Source organism: Mucilaginibacter achroorhodeus, assembly GCF_007846095.1.
GTDB classification, from domain to species: domain Bacteria; phylum Bacteroidota; class Bacteroidia; order Sphingobacteriales; family Sphingobacteriaceae; genus Mucilaginibacter; species Mucilaginibacter achroorhodeus.
Genome location: NZ_VOEI01000003.1, coordinates 79,897 through 96,851 on the forward strand (window position 1 = coordinate 79,897; position 16,955 = coordinate 96,851).

A 16,955-nucleotide genomic window follows, 5' to 3' on the forward strand; every position below is an offset into this window, starting at 1 on the left:
ACATAAAAGAAAATGCCCGTAATGCCAATTATTTGCCTTTAAATGTTACTTTAGCGCATCAACCCTTATTTTTTATATCCTGCTATGAAATCTTTATTTGCGCTGTTATTGTTGCTGCCTTCGTTGATTTTTGCCCAACCTGCTCCCAAGCCTTTTGGTCCGTTGCCTTCAAAAGGGCAGTTGAACTGGCAAGAAATAGGTATGTATTGCATTGTACATTGGAGCACAGCTACTTATACAGATAAAGAATGGGGTTATGGCGATGAAGATCCAAAGATCGTTAATCCGTCAAATTTTTCTGCTATGCAAATTGTAGCCGCAGCTAAAGCAGGCGGTTTTAAGGGTATCATAGTTGTAGCAAAACACCATGATGGCTTTTGTTTATGGCCGACAAAGACTACCGATCATAATATTTCAAAAAGTCCGTACAAGAACGGTAAAGGCGACATTGTGCGCGAATACCGTGAGGCTTGCGATAAGCTGGGCATGAAGATGGGCGTTTACTGCTCGCCATGGGACAGAAATAGCGCCCTTTACGGCAAACCAGAATACGTTACAGAAGTTTACCGCAAGCAATTACAGGAGCTGTACACCAATTACGGCCCGCTGTTTATTACCTGGCATGACGGTGCTAACGGCGGCGACGGCTACTACGGCGGCGCAAGAGAAGTAAGAAAGATAGACCGTTCTAACTACTATGGATGGGATACTACCTGGGGTATTGCCCGCAAGCTGCAGCCAAACGCCGTAATATTTGGCGATGTGGGCCCGGATGTACGCTGGGTTGGTAATGAAGAAGGTAAAGCCGGCGAAACTTGCTGGGCTACCTACACACCCCATGCACCCGAGCCAGGTAAAAAGCCGGGAAATGGTTTTGTTAAAGATGCGGAAGGCACCGAAGGCCAACGCGATGGTAAATACTGGATGCCGGCTGAGTGCGACGTAGCGCTTCGTCCCGGATGGTTTTATCACAAACGCCAAGATGATTCCGTTAAAACCCCCGAAAAGCTATTAGATCTTTTCTACAGCAGCTATGGCCGTGGCGCGGCATTTGACTTAGGCTTGTCGCCCGATAAAACAGGTCAGCTTAGCGCCAATGATGTAGCTTCGCTAAAAACATTCGGCAATATCATAAAAAATACATTCGCAAAAAACCTGGCCCAAGGTGCTACCATTACTGCAAGTAATGTACGCGGTAAAAATGCTGCGAAATATGGTTCAAAAAATTTGACTGATGCCGACCGTTACACCTATTGGGCTACCGACGATGATGTAAAGACCGGTAACATAGTTGCTGATATGCATAAGCCCATTACTTTCGACGTGATACGCCTGCGCGAAAACATCAAGCTTGGACAGCGTATTGATGCCATTGCAGTAGATGCCTGGGAAGATGGGAAATGGAAAGAAATTGCCACTGCAACCAGCATCGGGGGTAACAGATTGATAAAGCTTGATAATAAAGTTACTGCCCAAAAGGTACGCGTTAGAGTAACTAAGGCGGCAGCAAGTATTGCTTTAAGCGATTTTGGGCTATATAAGGAAGCATCTAAAATTTAATATGCGTTTGCTCATTTGGTTGTGTTGCTGCCTAAGCCTGCAGGCATTTGCGCAACCAAGTCATTTGTTTGATGTTACCACCAAACCGCAGTTGATATCCAGGCAATTTGAATTTACCGAAGGCCCTTCTGTTGACAAGCGCGGTAATATCTTTTTTACTGACCAGCCAAATAACAAGATCTGGGAATACGACATCAACGGCAAGCTATCTCTCTTTATGGATAAAGCCGGCCGGGCAAATGGTACCTACTTCGATAGTAAAGGCAACCTTGTAGCCTGCGCGGATGAGCATAACCAGCTATGGCAGATCAATCCGAAGAAAAAAGTAAAGGTACTGTTGCGAAATTACGAGGGTAAATTATTTAACGGGCCTAACGATCTCTGGATAGATAAAAACGACAACATTTATTTTACCGACCCATATTTTCAGCGCGATTACTGGACACGTAATAAGTCAGAAATGAGTGGACAAAAATTATTTCTTTTGAGTAAAGGAATAAGCAAGCCCATTGTATTGGATAGTTTGGTAAAGCCTAACGGTATTGTAGGCACACCGGATGGCAAACATTTGTTTGTAGCAGATATTGGTGCTGGTAAGGTCTATAAATACGAAATCAAAGCAAATGGCACCATTACCAACAGGCAGCTTTTTTGCTCCGAAACAACGGATGGTATAACTTTAGACGAACTTGGCAATCTCTATTTGGCAGGAAAGGGTGTAACCATCATCAGCCCGAAAGGTGAGCAGATAGGTCATATTGATATCCCAGAGCCATGGACTGCTAACCTGTGCTTCGGCGGCAAAGACCGAAAAACGCTTTTCATCACCGCATCGAAGGCTATTTATATAATGAGAATGAAAGTAAGAGGAGTGGAGTAGTTTTAGCCTGGAGAAACAACCCTGTACAAATCTTTACACTTCTATTAACAAGCAGTATTTACTCAGCTATCAACTAATCTTTAAAAATCTTATCTTTGCGGCTTCCAAATGAATAAGAAAGTCGCATTTTATACACTTGGCTGCAAGCTCAATTACTCCGAGACTTCGTCTATCGGCAGGTTATTTACCAATGCTGGTTACGATACGGTTGAGTTTACTGACACGCCCGACGTTTTTGTGATCAACACCTGTTCGGTCACTGAGAACGCAGATAAAAAGTGTAAGAAAATAGTAAAAGAGGCGCTTAAAATATCGCCTTCGGCATTCGTTACCATTGTTGGTTGCTATGCACAGCTTAAGCCTCAGGAAATTGCCGAGATACCGGGGGTTGATATGGTGCTGGGAGCTGCAGAGAAATTTCAATTGGTAGATCATATTACCGATCTAACCAAGAAACCTAAAGCTATTGTTTATAACCAGCCGGTAACTCAAGCAAATGAGTTTGTGCCATCATTCTCTTTCGGTGACCGTACACGTACCTTCTTAAAAGTGCAGGACGGCTGCGATTATTCGTGCACATTTTGCACCATACCTTTAGCCCGTGGTTCAAGTAGAAGCGACACTATTGAAAATGCTGTTGAACAAGCCCGGGAAATTGCTGCATCGGGTGTTAAAGAAATTGTGTTGACAGGTGTAAACCTCGGCGATTTTGGCATCCGTAATGGCCAGCGGGAAGACAGGTTTTTTGACCTGGTTAAAGCTTTGGATGAGGTTGAAGGTATCGAGCGCATCCGCATCTCGTCTATTGAACCAAATCTACTTAGCGATGACATCATCGAGTTTGTTTCTACATCAAAGCGTTTTGTGCCGCATTTCCATATTCCGCTGCAATCTGGCAACAACAAAATTTTAGGCTTGATGCGCCGCCGCTACCGTCGTGAGTTGTATGCAGAACGCGTTGCTAAAATAAAAGAGCTGATGCCGCATTGCTGCATTGGGGTTGACGTTATAGTAGGCTTTCCCGGCGAAACGCGTGATGACTTTATCGATACTTATAATTTCCTGAACAATCTTGATATCTCTTACCTGCACGTGTTTACCTACTCTGAACGCGAGAATACACCTGCTGCTGAAATGAGCGGAGCTGTACCGGGCTCAACCCGTGCGGAAAGAAGTAAAATGCTGCACATCCTCTCGGATAAAAAGCGCCGTGCCTTTTATGAGACCCAATTAGGAAAAACTGACATGGTGTTATTTGAGGGAGATATTAAAGACGGCTACATGCACGGGTTTACGCGCAATTACGTTAAGGTAAAAGCCAAGTACGACCCTGTGTTGGTTAATGAGATAAAGGCCGTACACTTAACAGCAATTTCACCGGATGGTGATGTTGAAATAACAGAAAGCGAAGAGATATTAGTGCATTAACTATTATATTCGCCTCCAAACTTAAGCTCCTATGTTCCCAAATCTTTATTTCCTTGTTGAGTATTTAACAGGGTGGCATCTCGAATTTCTGAAGATCGTACAAACTTTTGGTTTCTTTGTTGCCATTGCCTTTATGGGAGCTTATTGGGCCTTTACGCAGGAGTTTAAACGTAAAGAAGCCTTGGGTTATATTCACCCATTCCAAAAAATAGTCACAGTTGGTGCCAGGATAACTACGTTTGAGCTCATAAGTAACGCCATATTTGGTTTTATTATTTTCTACAAGATATTTGATGTTGCGCTAAATTTTAGCGCGGCGGTAAACGACCCTCAGGCGTTTTTGCTTTCAACACGTGGCAACCTGATCGGTGGTGTTTTAGGTGCTGCTGTATTTGCCTATTGGGCATATTACGAGAACAAGAAGCAGGTTTTACCAAAACCCGAGCAACGTGCTGTAACTGTACATCCGTACGAGCTGATGGGTAGCATTTTACTTTGGGCGGCCATTTTCGGCTTTGCAGGTGCCAAGCTTTTTAATGCCCTGGAGAACTGGGACGCCTTTATGAAAGATCCCATTGGTATGCTGGTTGGCTTTAGTGGATTAACCTTTTATGGAGGCCTGATATGTGGCGGTGCAGCCGTACTTTACATAGCTAATAAGAATGGTGTAAAACCATTTACGATGTTAGATATTGGCGCAGCTGGTATGATGTTATCATACGGGCTTGGCCGTATTGGTTGCCAAATGGCTGGTGACGGTGATTGGGGTATACCTAACCTTAAGCCAAAACCAAATTGGTTAAGCTGGGCACCCGATTGGATTTGGAGCTTTAAATACCCCCATAATGTAGACCAATCTGATTATGACAACCGTATCCCCGGCTGCATAGGCAAATATTGCAATGAGCTTAGGCTCCCTGTTTTCCCTACACCATTTTATGAAACAGTAGTTTGCTTAATACTTTTCTTAATCCTTTGGAGAATACGCCACAAGATAAAAGCACCTGGAGTTTTCTTTGGTATTTACATGATCATGGCTGGTGTTGAGCGTTTCTTTATCGAGCTGATACGCGTTAACACCAAGTACAAAGTTGCCGGTATCTCATTTACCCAGGCCGAGATGATATCAGTAATTATGGTTGTGGGAGGCTTATTACTTATTTACTTTGGTAATAAACGCTACGAGAAAACCGGCGCAACAAACGCATAATTTTACATTTACCATAACATATGAACTTCAATCAAATTATTGATCGGGTTATAGATGTTTCTAAAGAAGCCGGTCAGTTTATACGTGATGAACGCAAAACTTTTGACGCCGACCGTATAGAATATAAAGGGCTTAACGACCTTGTATCCTATGTAGATAAAACCGCCGAACAAAAGATTGTTGCAGGCTTGGAATTAATTTTACCAGAGGCCGGCTTTATTACAGAAGAGAAAACTACAACTAAGGTAGGAGAGCGCTATAATTGGGTAATAGATCCGCTCGATGGCACAACAAACTTTATACATGGCTTGCCAAGCTTTTCGGTAAGTATAGGTTTGCAGGAATATGATACTCCTGTTTTAGGCGTAGTTTACGAAGTGAACCTTGATGAATGTTTCGCTGCCCATCGCGACGCTCCTGCATATTTAAATGGTAACGAGATAAAGGTGAGCAATAAACCTAAAGTTGCTGACAGCCTGATAGCAACCGGTTTCCCATATTATGATTTTAGCTACCAGGAACGCTACATTAAGCTATTTACCGAACTGATGCGTAACTGCCACGGGTTACGCCGTTTGGGCTCCGCTGCTGTAGACCTTTGTTATACAGCCTACGGCAGGTTCGAAGCGTTTTACGAGTACAACTTAAATGCCTGGGACGTAGCTGCAGGCATTGTTATTGTTCAGCAAGCCGGCGGCGAGGTTGTTAACTTCCATGGTGGTAACGAGGTATTGAAAAAGCGCGAATTAGTGGCTACAAATGGCAAGATCACTAAGGAATTGCTGGATTATATTGATAAGCACTTTAACCTTTAATTATAAGAATTAGCGTTCACGGTGTTCACAAGTGTTCATGGCGTGAACGTGAACACTATTAACGAAAAAGCCAGCTGTACAGCTGGCTTTTTTGTTAACATAGGTTTTTCACGACGTTATTTCTTCATCACTATTTTAACGATATCATTACCAAAAGCAAATACCATCAAGGAGATCAGTAGTACAAAACCTACTATCTGAGCCCGTTCCAGGAATTTATCGCTTAACGGCTTACCCTTTACCATCTCTATCAATAGAAAAACGGTATGGCCACCATCCAGGCCCGGTATAGGCAACAAGTTGGTTAACGCCAGTACCATTGACAGGAAGCCTACCAAACTCCAGAACCTCACCCAGTCAACCGTGCCGCCAAATTTTTCGGCAATACCCAGCGGACTTGAGATAGCTTTGGTAGCTTTAACCTGGCCTGAAAATATCTTTTTGATGCCCTTGGCATTATCAGCAAACATACTCCATGCCTTTTTAGCACCAACCGGGAATGCCTGAAAGAAACCGTATTTAATGGTCTTCAGATCAGGCAATATTTCTTTACGCGGACGGAAGAAACCCAAGTGACCTTCTTTGTCAATATTGGCTTTAAGGTCTAAAACGCTATCCGCACGTTTAACAGACAGATCAACCGTTTTGCCTTTGTTAGCGCTTAATTGCGTTTGCAACTGATCGTAGAACACTGTAGGGACTTTGTTCACAGCTACAATGCTGTCACCTCTTTTAAGTCCGATACGTTTCGCCTCTCCAATCACCGAATCAACGCTGAACTTACCGCGCGGCACAAGGCTTATAAACTCCTCTATTCCATAATCAGATATCTCATTGAGGATAGTAGGAGGAACGGTAACATCAAAAGTAGAATCGCCACGTTTAACCGTAAAAACGGTATTGTCCAGCAATACTTTTGAACTTACCAAGTCCTCAAAACGTTGCAGTTGTTTACCGTTTACAGCCGTTATTTTATCACCAGCTTTAAGGCCTATTTTCTGGCCTATCTTGCCCGGCACAATACCATATTTAACGGTAGACATCGGCGTGTAGCTTTCGCCGTAACGCACGGTAAGCATCCAGAAAATGAAGATACCGACGATGATGTTAACAATGATACCGCCAAGCATTACAATCAATCGCTGCCATGCCGGTTTTGCCCTAAATTCCCATGGTTGGGGAGGTCCTGCCATTTGCTCTGTATCCATAGATTCATCTATCATACCGGCAATTTTTACATAGCCACCCAATGGCAACCAGCCAATACCATATTCAACACCTTTGTAGTTGAATTTGAACAGGCTAACACCCCAGGCATCAAAGAACAGGTAAAACTTCTCTACTTTTATTCCGAAAGCACGGGCTGCCAAAAAATGCCCGAACTCGTGTAGTATCACTAAAATTGAAAGGCCCAATATAAGTTGGCCTGCCATCACCAAAACGCTCATCCGTAGTTATTAAATGTTAAGCCTTTAACGGCATTCTTTGTATTAAATTTTGCGCAAATATGCGTGTTTCTTTATCAGTATTCAAATAGTCCTGGAGTGTAGGCTCCTTTACGAAAGGTATTTGCTGCATGCAGGTTTCTATAAGGTCGCTCATAGCCAGGAAACCTATCTCGTTCTTTAAAAAGGCCGCTACGGCCACTTCATTTGCAGCGTTGATGATACATGGCATATTACCGCCCTTTTTCATTGCTTCAAAAGCCAATTTTAAGTTCCTGAAGGTGTCCATATCAGGTTGTTCAAACGTTAAGCTTCTGTAGTCGGCGAAGTTGAAGCGTTTAAAATTAGTTTTTACGCGTTGCGGGTAAGTAAGCGCGTACTGTATGGGTAGTTTCATGTCCGGTAAACCCATTTGCGCCTTAATAGAACCATCCTCAAATTGAACAAGGGAGTGAATGATAGATTGTGGATGCACCACAACTTCTATCTGGTCAGGCCGCAGATCAAACAACCATCTGGCCTCGATAACTTCAAGCCCTTTGTTCATTAACGAGGCTGAATCAATGGTGATCTTTGCACCCATTACCCAGTTGGGATGTTTTAGAGCATGTTCGCGGGTTACATCAGCCAAAAACGCTACCGACTTGCCGCGGAAAGGCCCACCGGATGCGGTAAGAATGATCTTTTCTATAGCGTTATCCTGCTCACCCGCAAGGCACTGGAATATGGCTGAGTGCTCGCTATCTACAGGCAATATCTTTACGTTATGTTCCTTTGCTAAAGCAGTTACCATGTCACCCGCAACAACTAAGGTCTCCTTATTAGCCAGGGCAATGTCCTTGCCTGCTTTAATGGCATTGATTGTTGGTTCTAAACCTGCAAAACCAACCATAGCGGTTAGCACCACATCAATATCTAAGTGGGTAACATGTTCTTTGATTGCCTCATAGCCGGCCAATACGGTGATAGGTAGGTGGGCTAAAGCCTCTTTTATCTCTGAGTATTTTGTCTCGTCGCAAATGATAGCATAGGCGGGCACAAACTCTAAAGCCTGCTGTATAAGCAGGTAAGCGTTAGAATGTGCAGTTATCATAAAAGCTCTAAATAGCTGCTTGTTATCACGTATCACATCAAGTGTTTGTGTACCAATGCTACCTGTAGAGCCAAGGATGGCGATGTTTTTTATATTGTTATCCAATTAATATTCTGTTGGCGTATTGCTTGTTTTGCAATGCCGCATTTAGTACTGTATATAAGCTTTCAGTTCGTCCGCGATCTTTCTGTCGTTAGATAATCGCGGTACTTTATTTTGCCCGCCCAGTTTACCCTGACTGCGCATGTAATTAATGAAAGCGTCTTTTTTTAAACTTCTGACAATCAAAGGCTGTAAAATGTTACCCTCAATTAGGTCAAAATAGTAAATATTTTTCTGTTGTAAAGCCTTATCTACTTTAACTGCAAAAGCGGCAATATCTTTAGGCTCGGTGCCGAACTCAATAAACCACTCGTGGTAAGGTAATTGACCGCTCTCTGGGGCAACTTGCGGCGCTACCGTAAATTCTATAATATCGATACCTTCTTCGGCAGCAACACTTAACAAAGCTTGTTCTACCTCTTCGCCAATAACGTGCTCTCCAAAAGCCGAGATATAATGCTTTATGCGACCCGTTACCACTATCTTGTATGGGTTCTTCGATACAAATTTTACCGTATCGCCAATACTGTAACCCCAAAGGCCGGCGCTTGTGTTTAGGATAAGTGCATAGTTTTTATCAAGTTCCACATCTTTTAAATTGATACGGGTTGGGTTTTCGTTGTAATATTCTTCGCTTGGGATAAATTCATAGAAAATGCCAGCATCAACCATTAGCAGCAAGCCTTTCTCTTTCTGCGAATCCTGGAAAGCGATAAAGCCTTCTGAAGCAGGATAGGTTTCTATGCTATCGATATCAAACCCAATGCTTTCGATCATGCGCGCACGATACGGCTGATAATTGACACCACCATGTACATACAACTTAAAGTTTGGGAAAATGTCTTTGATCTTCTTTCCGCCTGATACCCCAGATAACCTGTCAAAATACATCTGGCACCAGGGCGGTATGCCCGAAATAAGGCGCATATCCTCATTCCTGGTTTCCTCAACAATGGCATCCACTTTTTCTTCCCAATCTTCAATGCAATTGGTTTGGTAGGATGGAAGTCTTTTTTTTTGTAAGTAGCCTGGCACATGGTGTGCTACAATGCCTGATAACCTGCCGGTTTGTATACCGTGCTTTTCGTCCAATACAGGGCTGCCCTGTAGAAATATCATCTTGCCATCTACAAAATCGGCCTCGCCGGTCTCATGGATATAACTAAGTAAGGCGTTGCGGGCAGCTTTGATGTGCTCCGGCATGCTTTCTTTCGATATGGGAATGTATTTAACGCCGGACGTGGTGCCCGATGTTTTAGCCAAATATGCAGGTTTACCCGGCCATGTTACATTTTCTTCACCGTTTACAACACGTTCTATGTACGGTCGTAGTTCTTCATAATCGCGTATAGGTACGTGTTTTTTAAAATCTTCGTAATTCGCAATTGTGTCAAAATGATGATCGGCACCAAAGACGGTATTTTTAGCTTCATGTACTAAATGGCTAAATGTTTTTTGTTGCAAAGCAAGCGCATTTCCGCGCATGTAATTAAGCCGCCGGTTCACATACCAGGCAAAAACCTTACTTAACGATGCTTTGATACCCATTTACAGCTCAATCAGTTTCGTTAATTTCATCATCAACATCCTGGTGGCTGTAAATGAGTTTGCGATAAGTAACGGCAAGTATGATATTTACAAATGGATAGGTGAATAAGATAAAGATTGATATAATTGGATAGTACTGAGACAGTTTAGCCGGTAGTGCTATCAGTAAAATTATGATCAATAAGATCAATACAACCTTGAAAAGATAACCCTTTGTCAACTGGAAACTTTGTTTGATAGATTCGATCGGGCCAGAATCATCGTCGACAATAAAGGTATTAAAGAACATTACCCTTAAGGCAAGATAAAGCCCAACTATACCTGCTAATAATTCGATTGCAAACTGCAGGTTAGGCTTATCATCAAGGTAATCCACAGCTATGCCAAGATTAGTAACTAAAAATGCAAATATGAATACAACAACCAGGTAACTTACAACCATTTTAGCTTTTGGTATAACCTGCATAAATTCGAAATCGTAATATTTACTGTCGATAACAGTGAAGATAAGCTTGTAAAGCCCCAGTGTTGTGTATGCTTGTAACCATATTAAAACAAAGGTTACCACCATCGCTGCCCAATAATTTTTAGGATCGTAAATAAAACCAGCTACGAGGCTTAATATACCGAGTAAGAAGAAAGCTATAACCGAGTAAACGATAATAGTAACGAAATTCTTTCTAAAGATATCCCATGAAGATTTTACGGTCTCCACAACCGAAAACGGGTGATACATACTAACCTACTACGACCTTTTTAAAATAACACGTTTCCAAAAATCCTGCATAAAACCTAAGCCATAAGCTACCAGTTGAGTTAACGCAGCAATGATGCTCAAAAATGCGATTTTTAGCGACTTATTCTTAATAAGAGAGTGAAAAAATATTAACAAAATGTAAAATGCCAACAGCGTATTACACAGCAGGGCAATGCGCCAGGCGAATACATTAGCTATTATCGTAAATAAGATGCCAAGTGTTACAACAGACGGAAAAAAATGTACCAGTTTTAACTGCGAAGGGAAGAACTTATAAATATTGATTCGCGCCCTACCAAAGAAATGAAGCTGCTTGTAAAACTTTATAAAATCTGTGCGGCGTTTGTGATAAACTACAGCCTCCGGTATTAAGCCTATCTTATAACCTGATGCGTGTATGCGGATGCTGTACTCAATATCTTCACCCAGGCGGGTGATAATAAAACCTCCAACTTTTTCCCATACGGCGCGCGATACCCCCATATTGAAACTGCGCGGATGGAACTGGCCAATTCTTTTTTTGTTGCCGCGTATACCGCCAGTGGTAAAGGGCGAGGTCATGGCGTAGCTGATAGCTTTTTGTGTAGGGGTGAACGACTCGTGTGCGCCATCAGGGCCGCCATAAGCATCAAGCCAATTATTTTTGAGGTGATTGTTTACTATCTCAAGATAGTTCTCGGGTATCAGGCAATCTGAATCGAATATCACAAAGTAGTCGCCCTTTGCACGCTCAAAACCAAAATTACGAGTAAATCCCTGGCCTTCATTCTGTTTTTCAAAGTAGCGCAGATCAAGCCTGTCAGTATATTTTTTTACTATCTCATCTGCTTTATTAACAGAGCCATCCTCAATCACCAAAACTTCAAATTGCTTGTAAGTTTGGCGGGTAAGTGTCTCCAGTAATTCATCAATTTCCTGGGGGCGATTATATAAAGGTATGATGATGGAAAAAAACATTTCGTAAATAGATGTGAGATGCGAGACTTGAGATATGAGAATTAATTGAAATGTCTAATGCAGGATACCTTAACAATCGGTATCTAAAATCTCATATCTATATCGTTTCAGCTATTTGATAATTATTTCTGTCGTTTGAGTTGCGGGATACCAATTCGGCAACAAAGCCGGTAAGAAAAAGTTGCGAACCGAGTATTATTGCAACCAAAGCAATATAAAACAATGGGTTGGATGTAACATCCCGATAAGGCAGGTGATGAGCTATAAGATAAACCTTTTCCACAAGCATCCAAACGGCAATTATTATCCCCGCAAAAAAGCTAAGCGTGCCCATAGACCCAAAGAAGTGCATAGGGCGTTTGCCAAATTTACCAACAAAGAATATCGACAACAGATCTAAGAAACCATTGATAAACCTGCTCCAACCAAATTTGGTTTTACCGTATTTACGTGCGCGATGCTCAACTACCTGTTCGCCTATTTGTGTAAACCCGGCCCATTTGGCTAATACAGGTATATAGCGGTGCATTTCGCCATACACTTCAATGTTTTTTACAACGGTGTTTCGATAGGCTTTAAGTCCGCAATTAAAATCATGCAGGTTTTTGATGCCACTCATTTTGCGGGTAGCCGCGTTAAAAAGCTTGGTTGGGATGGTTTTAGAAATAGGGTCGTAGCGTTTAGCTTTCCAGCCTGATATCAGGTCGTAGTTTTCTTCTTTTACCCGACGATAAAGTTCAGGGATCTCATCAGGGCTATCCTGCAGGTCAGCATCCATGGTAATAACCACATCGCCAAGTGCTGCATCAAAGCCGATATTTAAAGCTGCTGATTTACCATAATTGCGCCTGAATCTGAAGCCCCGGATAAACGGATTTCCATCACGCAGTTTCATGATCATGCCCCATGAACCGTCGGTACTGCCATCGTCAACAAGAATGATCTCGTACGTAAATCTATTTTCTGTCATTACGCTGCTTATCCATGAGGTAAGCTCCGGTAACGATTCAATTTCGTTATATAAAGGTATTACTACTGATATATCCATTTAAAAGAACCTTGCGGTAAGGTTAGCTGCAAAAATATAAAAAAATAAGAAGGCTGCTTTACGGCAGCCTTCTTTATATATATACAAATATTTTGTTCAATCAGATCAATCCTAAAACCTTGCTCGTGCGTTCCCTCGTAGCATCCGCCAAGGCTTCGTCATCAACCAATGATTGTCCGTAAGACGGGATCATCTGCTTGAATTTATCCTGCCATTGCGGCGTATTGATAAAGTTTTTAAAGCAGCGGCTTATCAAAGTTATCATAATAGGCACTGATGTTGATGCACCAGGTGATGCACCCAACAATGCGGAAATGCTACCGTCGGCACTGGTTACTACTTCAGTACCAAACTCAAGTACGCCTGTACGCTTAGGGTCTTTTTTGATGATCTGCACACGCTGACCGGCAATGTCCAGATCCCAATCCTCTTTTTTTGCTTCAGGGAAGTATTCCTGTAAAGCTTTAAGGCGGTCATCAGGAGATTGAAGTACCTGCGATATAAGATATTTGGTAAGTGCCATGTTATCACGCCCTACGGCTAATAACGGCAATATGTTATTTAACTTTATGGATTTGAAAAGATCAAGCAGGGATCCTTTTTTCAAAAACCTGGTTGAAAAACCGGCGTAGGGCCCAAATAGCAATGATTTTTTGCCATCTATCATCCTGGTATCCAGATGCGGAACCGACATTGGCGGCGAACCTACTGATGCTTTTCCATATACCTTAGCATTGTGGCGTGCTACAACATCAGGTTTGTTGCATACAAGCCATTGCCCGCTTACCGGGAAACCACCAAAGCCTTTACTTTCTGGTATGCCCGATTTTTGAAGCAGTGTTAAGGCACCACCGCCCGCACCTACAAACACAAATTTAGCGTCAAGTTTTCGCTGACCGCCATTTAAACGATCGCTCACTTTAATGCGCCATGAATTGTCTTTGTTGCGCTTTATGTCTTCAACCTCATGGTTAAGGCTGAGCTTAACACCAGGTTTTTGTTCTAATTTACTGATGAGGCTACGGGTTAGGGCGCCAAAGTTTACATCAGTACCCATATCCATAAAAGTGGCAGATACTTTCTGAGTTTCGTCGCGACCATCCATTACTAGGGGGATCCATTTTTCTAACTGGGCATGGTCTTCAGAGTACTCCATACCTTTAAAAAAGTGGTGCTTTACTAAAGCCTGCTGGCGTTTTTTCAAATATTCAACATTTTCGTCGCCCCAAACAAAGCTCATATGAGGTACTTTACGGATAAAGCTCTCAGGACTACTCACATAGCCCTGCTCTATAAGGAATGACCAAAATTCTTTAGACAGTTCAAATTGCTCGGCAATTTTTATGGCTTTAGTAATTTCTATCGAGCCATCTTTAAGTTGGGGGGTGTAATTTAATTCACAAAAAGCAGAGTGACCTGTACCGGCGTTGTTCATGGCATCAGAACTTTCAGCAGCAACGGTATCAAGGCGCTCAAATATTTCTATTGACAGATCAGGCTGTAACTGCTTAAGCATAACGCCAAGCGTAGCGCTCATAATACCTGCGCCAATTAAAACTACATCAACCGTACTATTTGATCCGATATTGCTGTTACTCATGATAGTTTATAAATGCCGACTAAATTTCGGCTCTGCACCTTAAAAACGGATAGTATTTATTAAAGTTTATGACAGAAGTAATTTATGCTAAGCTTTTTAATACAATCAGGCAATTTTAATAAATTTAACAGAATTTTTCGCTTAAGGATTGTAATTTTTTAATGAAAATGGCTTCATTTTATAGTTTCTTTAAAAATAGTAAAGAATTATTAATTGATACTACTACACGGTTAAAACACACAATTACTGGCCATTAGCGTTTATTGTTGAAACCATTGTAGCCCATGAAAAACATATTGCTGTTCTTTGCCGCTTTGATGAGCACATGCATATTTGCCTGTGAGCAGCAAACATCACCATCTAATAACAAAGACACTACTCAAACAACACTTGCCATCAAGAATAAAAAGGTAGCGGTAATCAATAATCCCGATAAGAATTACTCCAAACTTGCAACTGTACCAGACCCATGCATTAAATGCCTGATAGGAGTGGTACAAAAAACAGATGAATTTAAAAAAACTGGCTTAGCTGCTAACTCTTCTGATGTGAAATATGAGATCAATTGGGTGACCGCCCAAACCTCGGCGGATTCTACCAGTAAACGCAGCCCAACAAATGCGGTGAGGTTGGATGTTATGAATAAAAATAAATCAAATAATGCACTGGCCTCTTTTATTTATGATAACACAAACGGAAACCTTTACTTTTTAGAAAAAAACAGCAAAAAAGAGATTATTGCGAACGCTAACGACTCGAAAGCGATACGAAGAACGTGTTATTGGGGCGTGGCATCTGCAAAGTAAGTAAAATCACTTGTTAAGAATTTAGATGATAATTGAAATGCTATGTTAGCATAGTAAGATGTACGTATTTTGATACAAAATGATGATTTATTGAATTTTTGAGATTTTTAGTTCCGATTTTTATAAATTTTTTCAAAAAAGTTATTGAATTTATAAAAATACTCTAAATTAGCGGCATAAAGACTGACTGATTTTATAAGGAACTATAATTAAACTTAAAAAATTCAAATTTATCATTAAAAATGGCAACAAAACTCGAGTACATCTGGCTTGACGGCTACAAACCAACTCAAAGCCTGCGCAGCAAAACAAAAATTGTTAAAAGTTTCAGTGGAAAGGTTGAAGATCTGGATAACTGGAGCTTTGATGGTTCATCAACCGAGCAGGCACCGGGCGGCTCATCAGATTGTATCTTGAAACCGGTTTTTACAGTTCCAGATCCACAAAGGAAAGATGCTTATCTTGTAATGTGTGAGGTATTAGACTCAAAAGGTCAGCCACACGAGTCAAACGGCCGTGCACATATTGAGGATGATGATAACGATTTTTGGTTTGGTTTTGAGCAGGAGTATTTCCTATGGGATCCTGCAACTAACAAACCACTTGGTTTCCCTGCTGGTGGTTATCCGGGTCCGCAAGGCCCTTACTACTGTTCAGTAGGTGCAAACAACGCTTACGGTCGTGAGATAGTTGAAGAACACTTAGATGCTTGTTTAGAGGCAGGCCTTAACGTAGAAGGTATCAATGCTGAGGTTGCTGCCGGTCAGTGGGAATTCCAGATTTTTGCCAAAGGAGCAAGAGAAGCCGGCGATCAAATTTGGGTTGCACGTTACTTATTGGAGCGTATAGGTGAGAAATACGGAGTATCAATCAACTGGCATTGTAAACCGCTTGGTCAGTTAGACTGGAACGGTTCTGGTATGCACGCTAACTTCTCTAACACTTTATTGCGTACTGCTAACAGCGAAGAGAAATTCAAAGCAGTTTGTGAGGCGTTCCGTCCAGCAGTTGCTGATTGTATTGCCGTTTATGGTGCTGATAACGATCAACGCTTAACCGGTAAACACGAAACGGCTTCTATCCACGACTTTAGCTATGGTGTATCAGACCGTGGTGCATCTATCCGCATCCCGCTTTACGCTGTAGACCATAACTGGAGCGGTTACCTTGAAGACCGTCGCCCTAACTCTGCTGCAGATCCATACAAAGTAGCTGCAGTTATCATTAAAACAGTAAAATCTGCCAAGATTTAATCTTTGCAAACTGGATATACAGATCCTCCGGTACTTATTTACCGGGGGATTTTTTGTTTAAATACTTTAGGTAATCCCCGCCGGGAATATCGATGGCATGCTCAACGCTTCTATTGTAAACATATACCCAGGCTTGCATAATACCTTTGTTGGTTTTCACAGGGTGTATTTCGCGTCGATAGAGATTAGGGTGCTCTTCATCAGGGCCAACACCTTCGTAGTAGTCCAGGCGTCTGAGTATCTCCGGCTGATCCCTCATTTCAAACACACTTCCATGAACCTCTTGATCGAATTTTGACGATATAACTATGCCAGGATATTCGCCCAGATCGTAAAGTTGTGCTTGTAGATGACCGAGAGTTACAAATGAACAATTTTGTTGAAGGTATGATCCAAATTCGTTGCCAGATTGTAGTAAGGTGCCATATATAAAGAGAAAGTCTGTCATGGTAG

At 41.9% G+C, this 16,955-nt stretch carries 15 protein-coding genes; 7 read left to right on the forward strand and 8 right to left on the reverse strand.

All coding sequences use genetic code 11. The annotated features are described in order from the left end of the window. The first annotated feature begins 84 nt into the window (after positions 1–84). The 5 genes from FPZ42_RS10100 to FPZ42_RS10120 all read left to right on the forward strand — a co-directional run bounded on the left by FPZ42_RS10100 (position 85) and on the right by FPZ42_RS10120 (position 5,893). Positions 85–1,560 (forward strand): alpha-L-fucosidase, encoded by a 1,476-nt coding sequence (locus tag FPZ42_RS10100; RefSeq protein WP_146270961.1) that lies wholly within the window; start codon positions 85–87, stop codon positions 1,558–1,560. 1 nt (position 1,561) lies between these two features. Next, complete coding sequence (locus FPZ42_RS10105; protein ID WP_146270963.1) at positions 1,562–2,440, forward strand: SMP-30/gluconolactonase/LRE family protein; 879 nt, start codon at positions 1,562–1,564, stop codon at positions 2,438–2,440. Between the two features lie 108 nt (positions 2,441–2,548). Beyond that, positions 2,549–3,868, forward strand: a complete 1,320-nt coding sequence (mtaB, locus tag FPZ42_RS10110) for a tRNA (N(6)-L-threonylcarbamoyladenosine(37)-C(2))-methylthiotransferase MtaB (RefSeq protein ID WP_146270965.1) — start codon at positions 2,549–2,551, stop codon at positions 3,866–3,868. A 31-nt stretch (positions 3,869–3,899) separates the two neighbouring features. Further along, complete coding sequence (locus FPZ42_RS10115) at positions 3,900–5,078, forward strand: prolipoprotein diacylglyceryl transferase (protein ID WP_146270967.1); 1,179 nt, start codon at positions 3,900–3,902, stop codon at positions 5,076–5,078. Positions 5,079–5,098: 20 nt separating this feature from the next. Then, on the forward strand, positions 5,099–5,893 hold the full coding sequence (locus tag FPZ42_RS10120) for an inositol monophosphatase family protein (protein ID WP_146270969.1): 795 nt from the start codon (positions 5,099–5,101) through the stop codon (positions 5,891–5,893). Positions 5,894–6,009: 116 nt separating this feature from the next. Here FPZ42_RS10120 and rseP read toward each other — a convergent pair whose 3' ends face one another. The 7 genes from rseP to FPZ42_RS10155 all read right to left on the reverse strand — a co-directional run bounded on the left by rseP (position 6,010) and on the right by FPZ42_RS10155 (position 14,443). Further along, positions 6,010–7,341 (reverse strand): RIP metalloprotease RseP, encoded by a 1,332-nt coding sequence (gene rseP / locus FPZ42_RS10125; RefSeq protein WP_146270971.1) that lies wholly within the window; start codon positions 7,339–7,341, stop codon positions 6,010–6,012. 16 nt (positions 7,342–7,357) lie between these two features. Further along, complete coding sequence (locus tag FPZ42_RS10130) at positions 7,358–8,536, reverse strand: 1-deoxy-D-xylulose-5-phosphate reductoisomerase (protein WP_261382272.1); 1,179 nt, start codon at positions 8,534–8,536, stop codon at positions 7,358–7,360. A gap of 42 nt (positions 8,537–8,578) precedes the next feature. Next, positions 8,579–10,081: a GH3 auxin-responsive promoter family protein gene (locus FPZ42_RS10135; protein ID WP_146270973.1), complete on the reverse strand. Its 1,503-nt coding sequence runs from the start codon at positions 10,079–10,081 to the stop codon at positions 8,579–8,581. A gap of 7 nt (positions 10,082–10,088) precedes the next feature. After that, a complete protein-coding gene (locus FPZ42_RS10140; RefSeq protein WP_186458738.1) occupies positions 10,089–10,817 on the reverse strand; it encodes a hypothetical protein in 729 nt (242 codons plus the stop codon). 9 nt (positions 10,818–10,826) lie between these two features. Further along, positions 10,827–11,795, reverse strand: a complete 969-nt coding sequence (locus tag FPZ42_RS10145; RefSeq protein ID WP_146270977.1) for a glycosyltransferase — start codon at positions 11,793–11,795, stop codon at positions 10,827–10,829. A 97-nt stretch (positions 11,796–11,892) separates the two neighbouring features. Next, positions 11,893–12,843: a glycosyltransferase family 2 protein gene (locus tag FPZ42_RS10150; protein ID WP_146270979.1), complete on the reverse strand. Its 951-nt coding sequence runs from the start codon at positions 12,841–12,843 to the stop codon at positions 11,893–11,895. A gap of 100 nt (positions 12,844–12,943) precedes the next feature. After that, positions 12,944–14,443, reverse strand: coding sequence for a malate:quinone oxidoreductase (locus FPZ42_RS10155; protein WP_146270981.1), 1,500 nt, complete (start codon positions 14,441–14,443; stop codon positions 12,944–12,946). A gap of 284 nt (positions 14,444–14,727) precedes the next feature. Here FPZ42_RS10155 and FPZ42_RS10160 point away from each other — a divergent pair, with 284 nt between their 5' ends. Together FPZ42_RS10160 and FPZ42_RS10165 are read left to right on the forward strand one after the other, a co-directional pair. Further along, entirely contained in the window at positions 14,728–15,249 is a 522-nt protein-coding gene (locus FPZ42_RS10160; protein ID WP_146270983.1) for a hypothetical protein, read from the forward strand. 242 nt (positions 15,250–15,491) lie between these two features. Next, positions 15,492–16,502, forward strand: a complete 1,011-nt coding sequence (locus FPZ42_RS10165; protein WP_146270985.1) for a glutamine synthetase beta-grasp domain-containing protein — start codon at positions 15,492–15,494, stop codon at positions 16,500–16,502. A 34-nt stretch (positions 16,503–16,536) separates the two neighbouring features. On the opposite strand, the gene FPZ42_RS10170 is transcribed toward FPZ42_RS10165, so the two are convergent. Next, positions 16,537–16,950: a gamma-glutamylcyclotransferase family protein gene (locus FPZ42_RS10170; RefSeq protein WP_146270987.1), complete on the reverse strand. Its 414-nt coding sequence runs from the start codon at positions 16,948–16,950 to the stop codon at positions 16,537–16,539. Positions 16,951–16,955: the final 5 nt, after the last annotated feature.

Coding starts and splice junctions, on each gene's coding strand:
- FPZ42_RS10160 (WP_146270983.1), top strand. CDS start 14,728: ATGAAAAACATATTGCTGTTCTTTGCCGCTTTGATGAGCACATGCATA.
- FPZ42_RS10120 (WP_146270969.1), top strand. CDS start 5,099: ATGAACTTCAATCAAATTATTGATCGGGTTATAGATGTTTCTAAAGAA.
- FPZ42_RS10140 (WP_186458738.1), bottom strand. CDS start 10,817: ATGTATCACCCGTTTTCGGTTGTGGAGACCGTAAAATCTTCATGGGAT.
- FPZ42_RS10135 (WP_146270973.1), bottom strand. CDS start 10,081: ATGGGTATCAAAGCATCGTTAAGTAAGGTTTTTGCCTGGTATGTGAAC.
- rseP (WP_146270971.1), bottom strand. CDS start 7,341: ATGAGCGTTTTGGTGATGGCAGGCCAACTTATATTGGGCCTTTCAATT.
- FPZ42_RS10105 (WP_146270963.1), top strand. CDS start 1,562: ATGCGTTTGCTCATTTGGTTGTGTTGCTGCCTAAGCCTGCAGGCATTT.
- FPZ42_RS10115 (WP_146270967.1), top strand. CDS start 3,900: ATGTTCCCAAATCTTTATTTCCTTGTTGAGTATTTAACAGGGTGGCAT.
- FPZ42_RS10100 (WP_146270961.1), top strand. CDS start 85: ATGAAATCTTTATTTGCGCTGTTATTGTTGCTGCCTTCGTTGATTTTT.
- FPZ42_RS10155 (WP_146270981.1), bottom strand. CDS start 14,443: ATGAGTAACAGCAATATCGGATCAAATAGTACGGTTGATGTAGTTTTA.
- FPZ42_RS10145 (WP_146270977.1), bottom strand. CDS start 11,795: ATGTTTTTTTCCATCATCATACCTTTATATAATCGCCCCCAGGAAATT.
- mtaB (WP_146270965.1), top strand. CDS start 2,549: ATGAATAAGAAAGTCGCATTTTATACACTTGGCTGCAAGCTCAATTAC.
- FPZ42_RS10170 (WP_146270987.1), bottom strand. CDS start 16,950: ATGACAGACTTTCTCTTTATATATGGCACCTTACTACAATCTGGCAAC.
- FPZ42_RS10150 (WP_146270979.1), bottom strand. CDS start 12,843: ATGGATATATCAGTAGTAATACCTTTATATAACGAAATTGAATCGTTA.
- FPZ42_RS10165 (WP_146270985.1), top strand. CDS start 15,492: ATGGCAACAAAACTCGAGTACATCTGGCTTGACGGCTACAAACCAACT.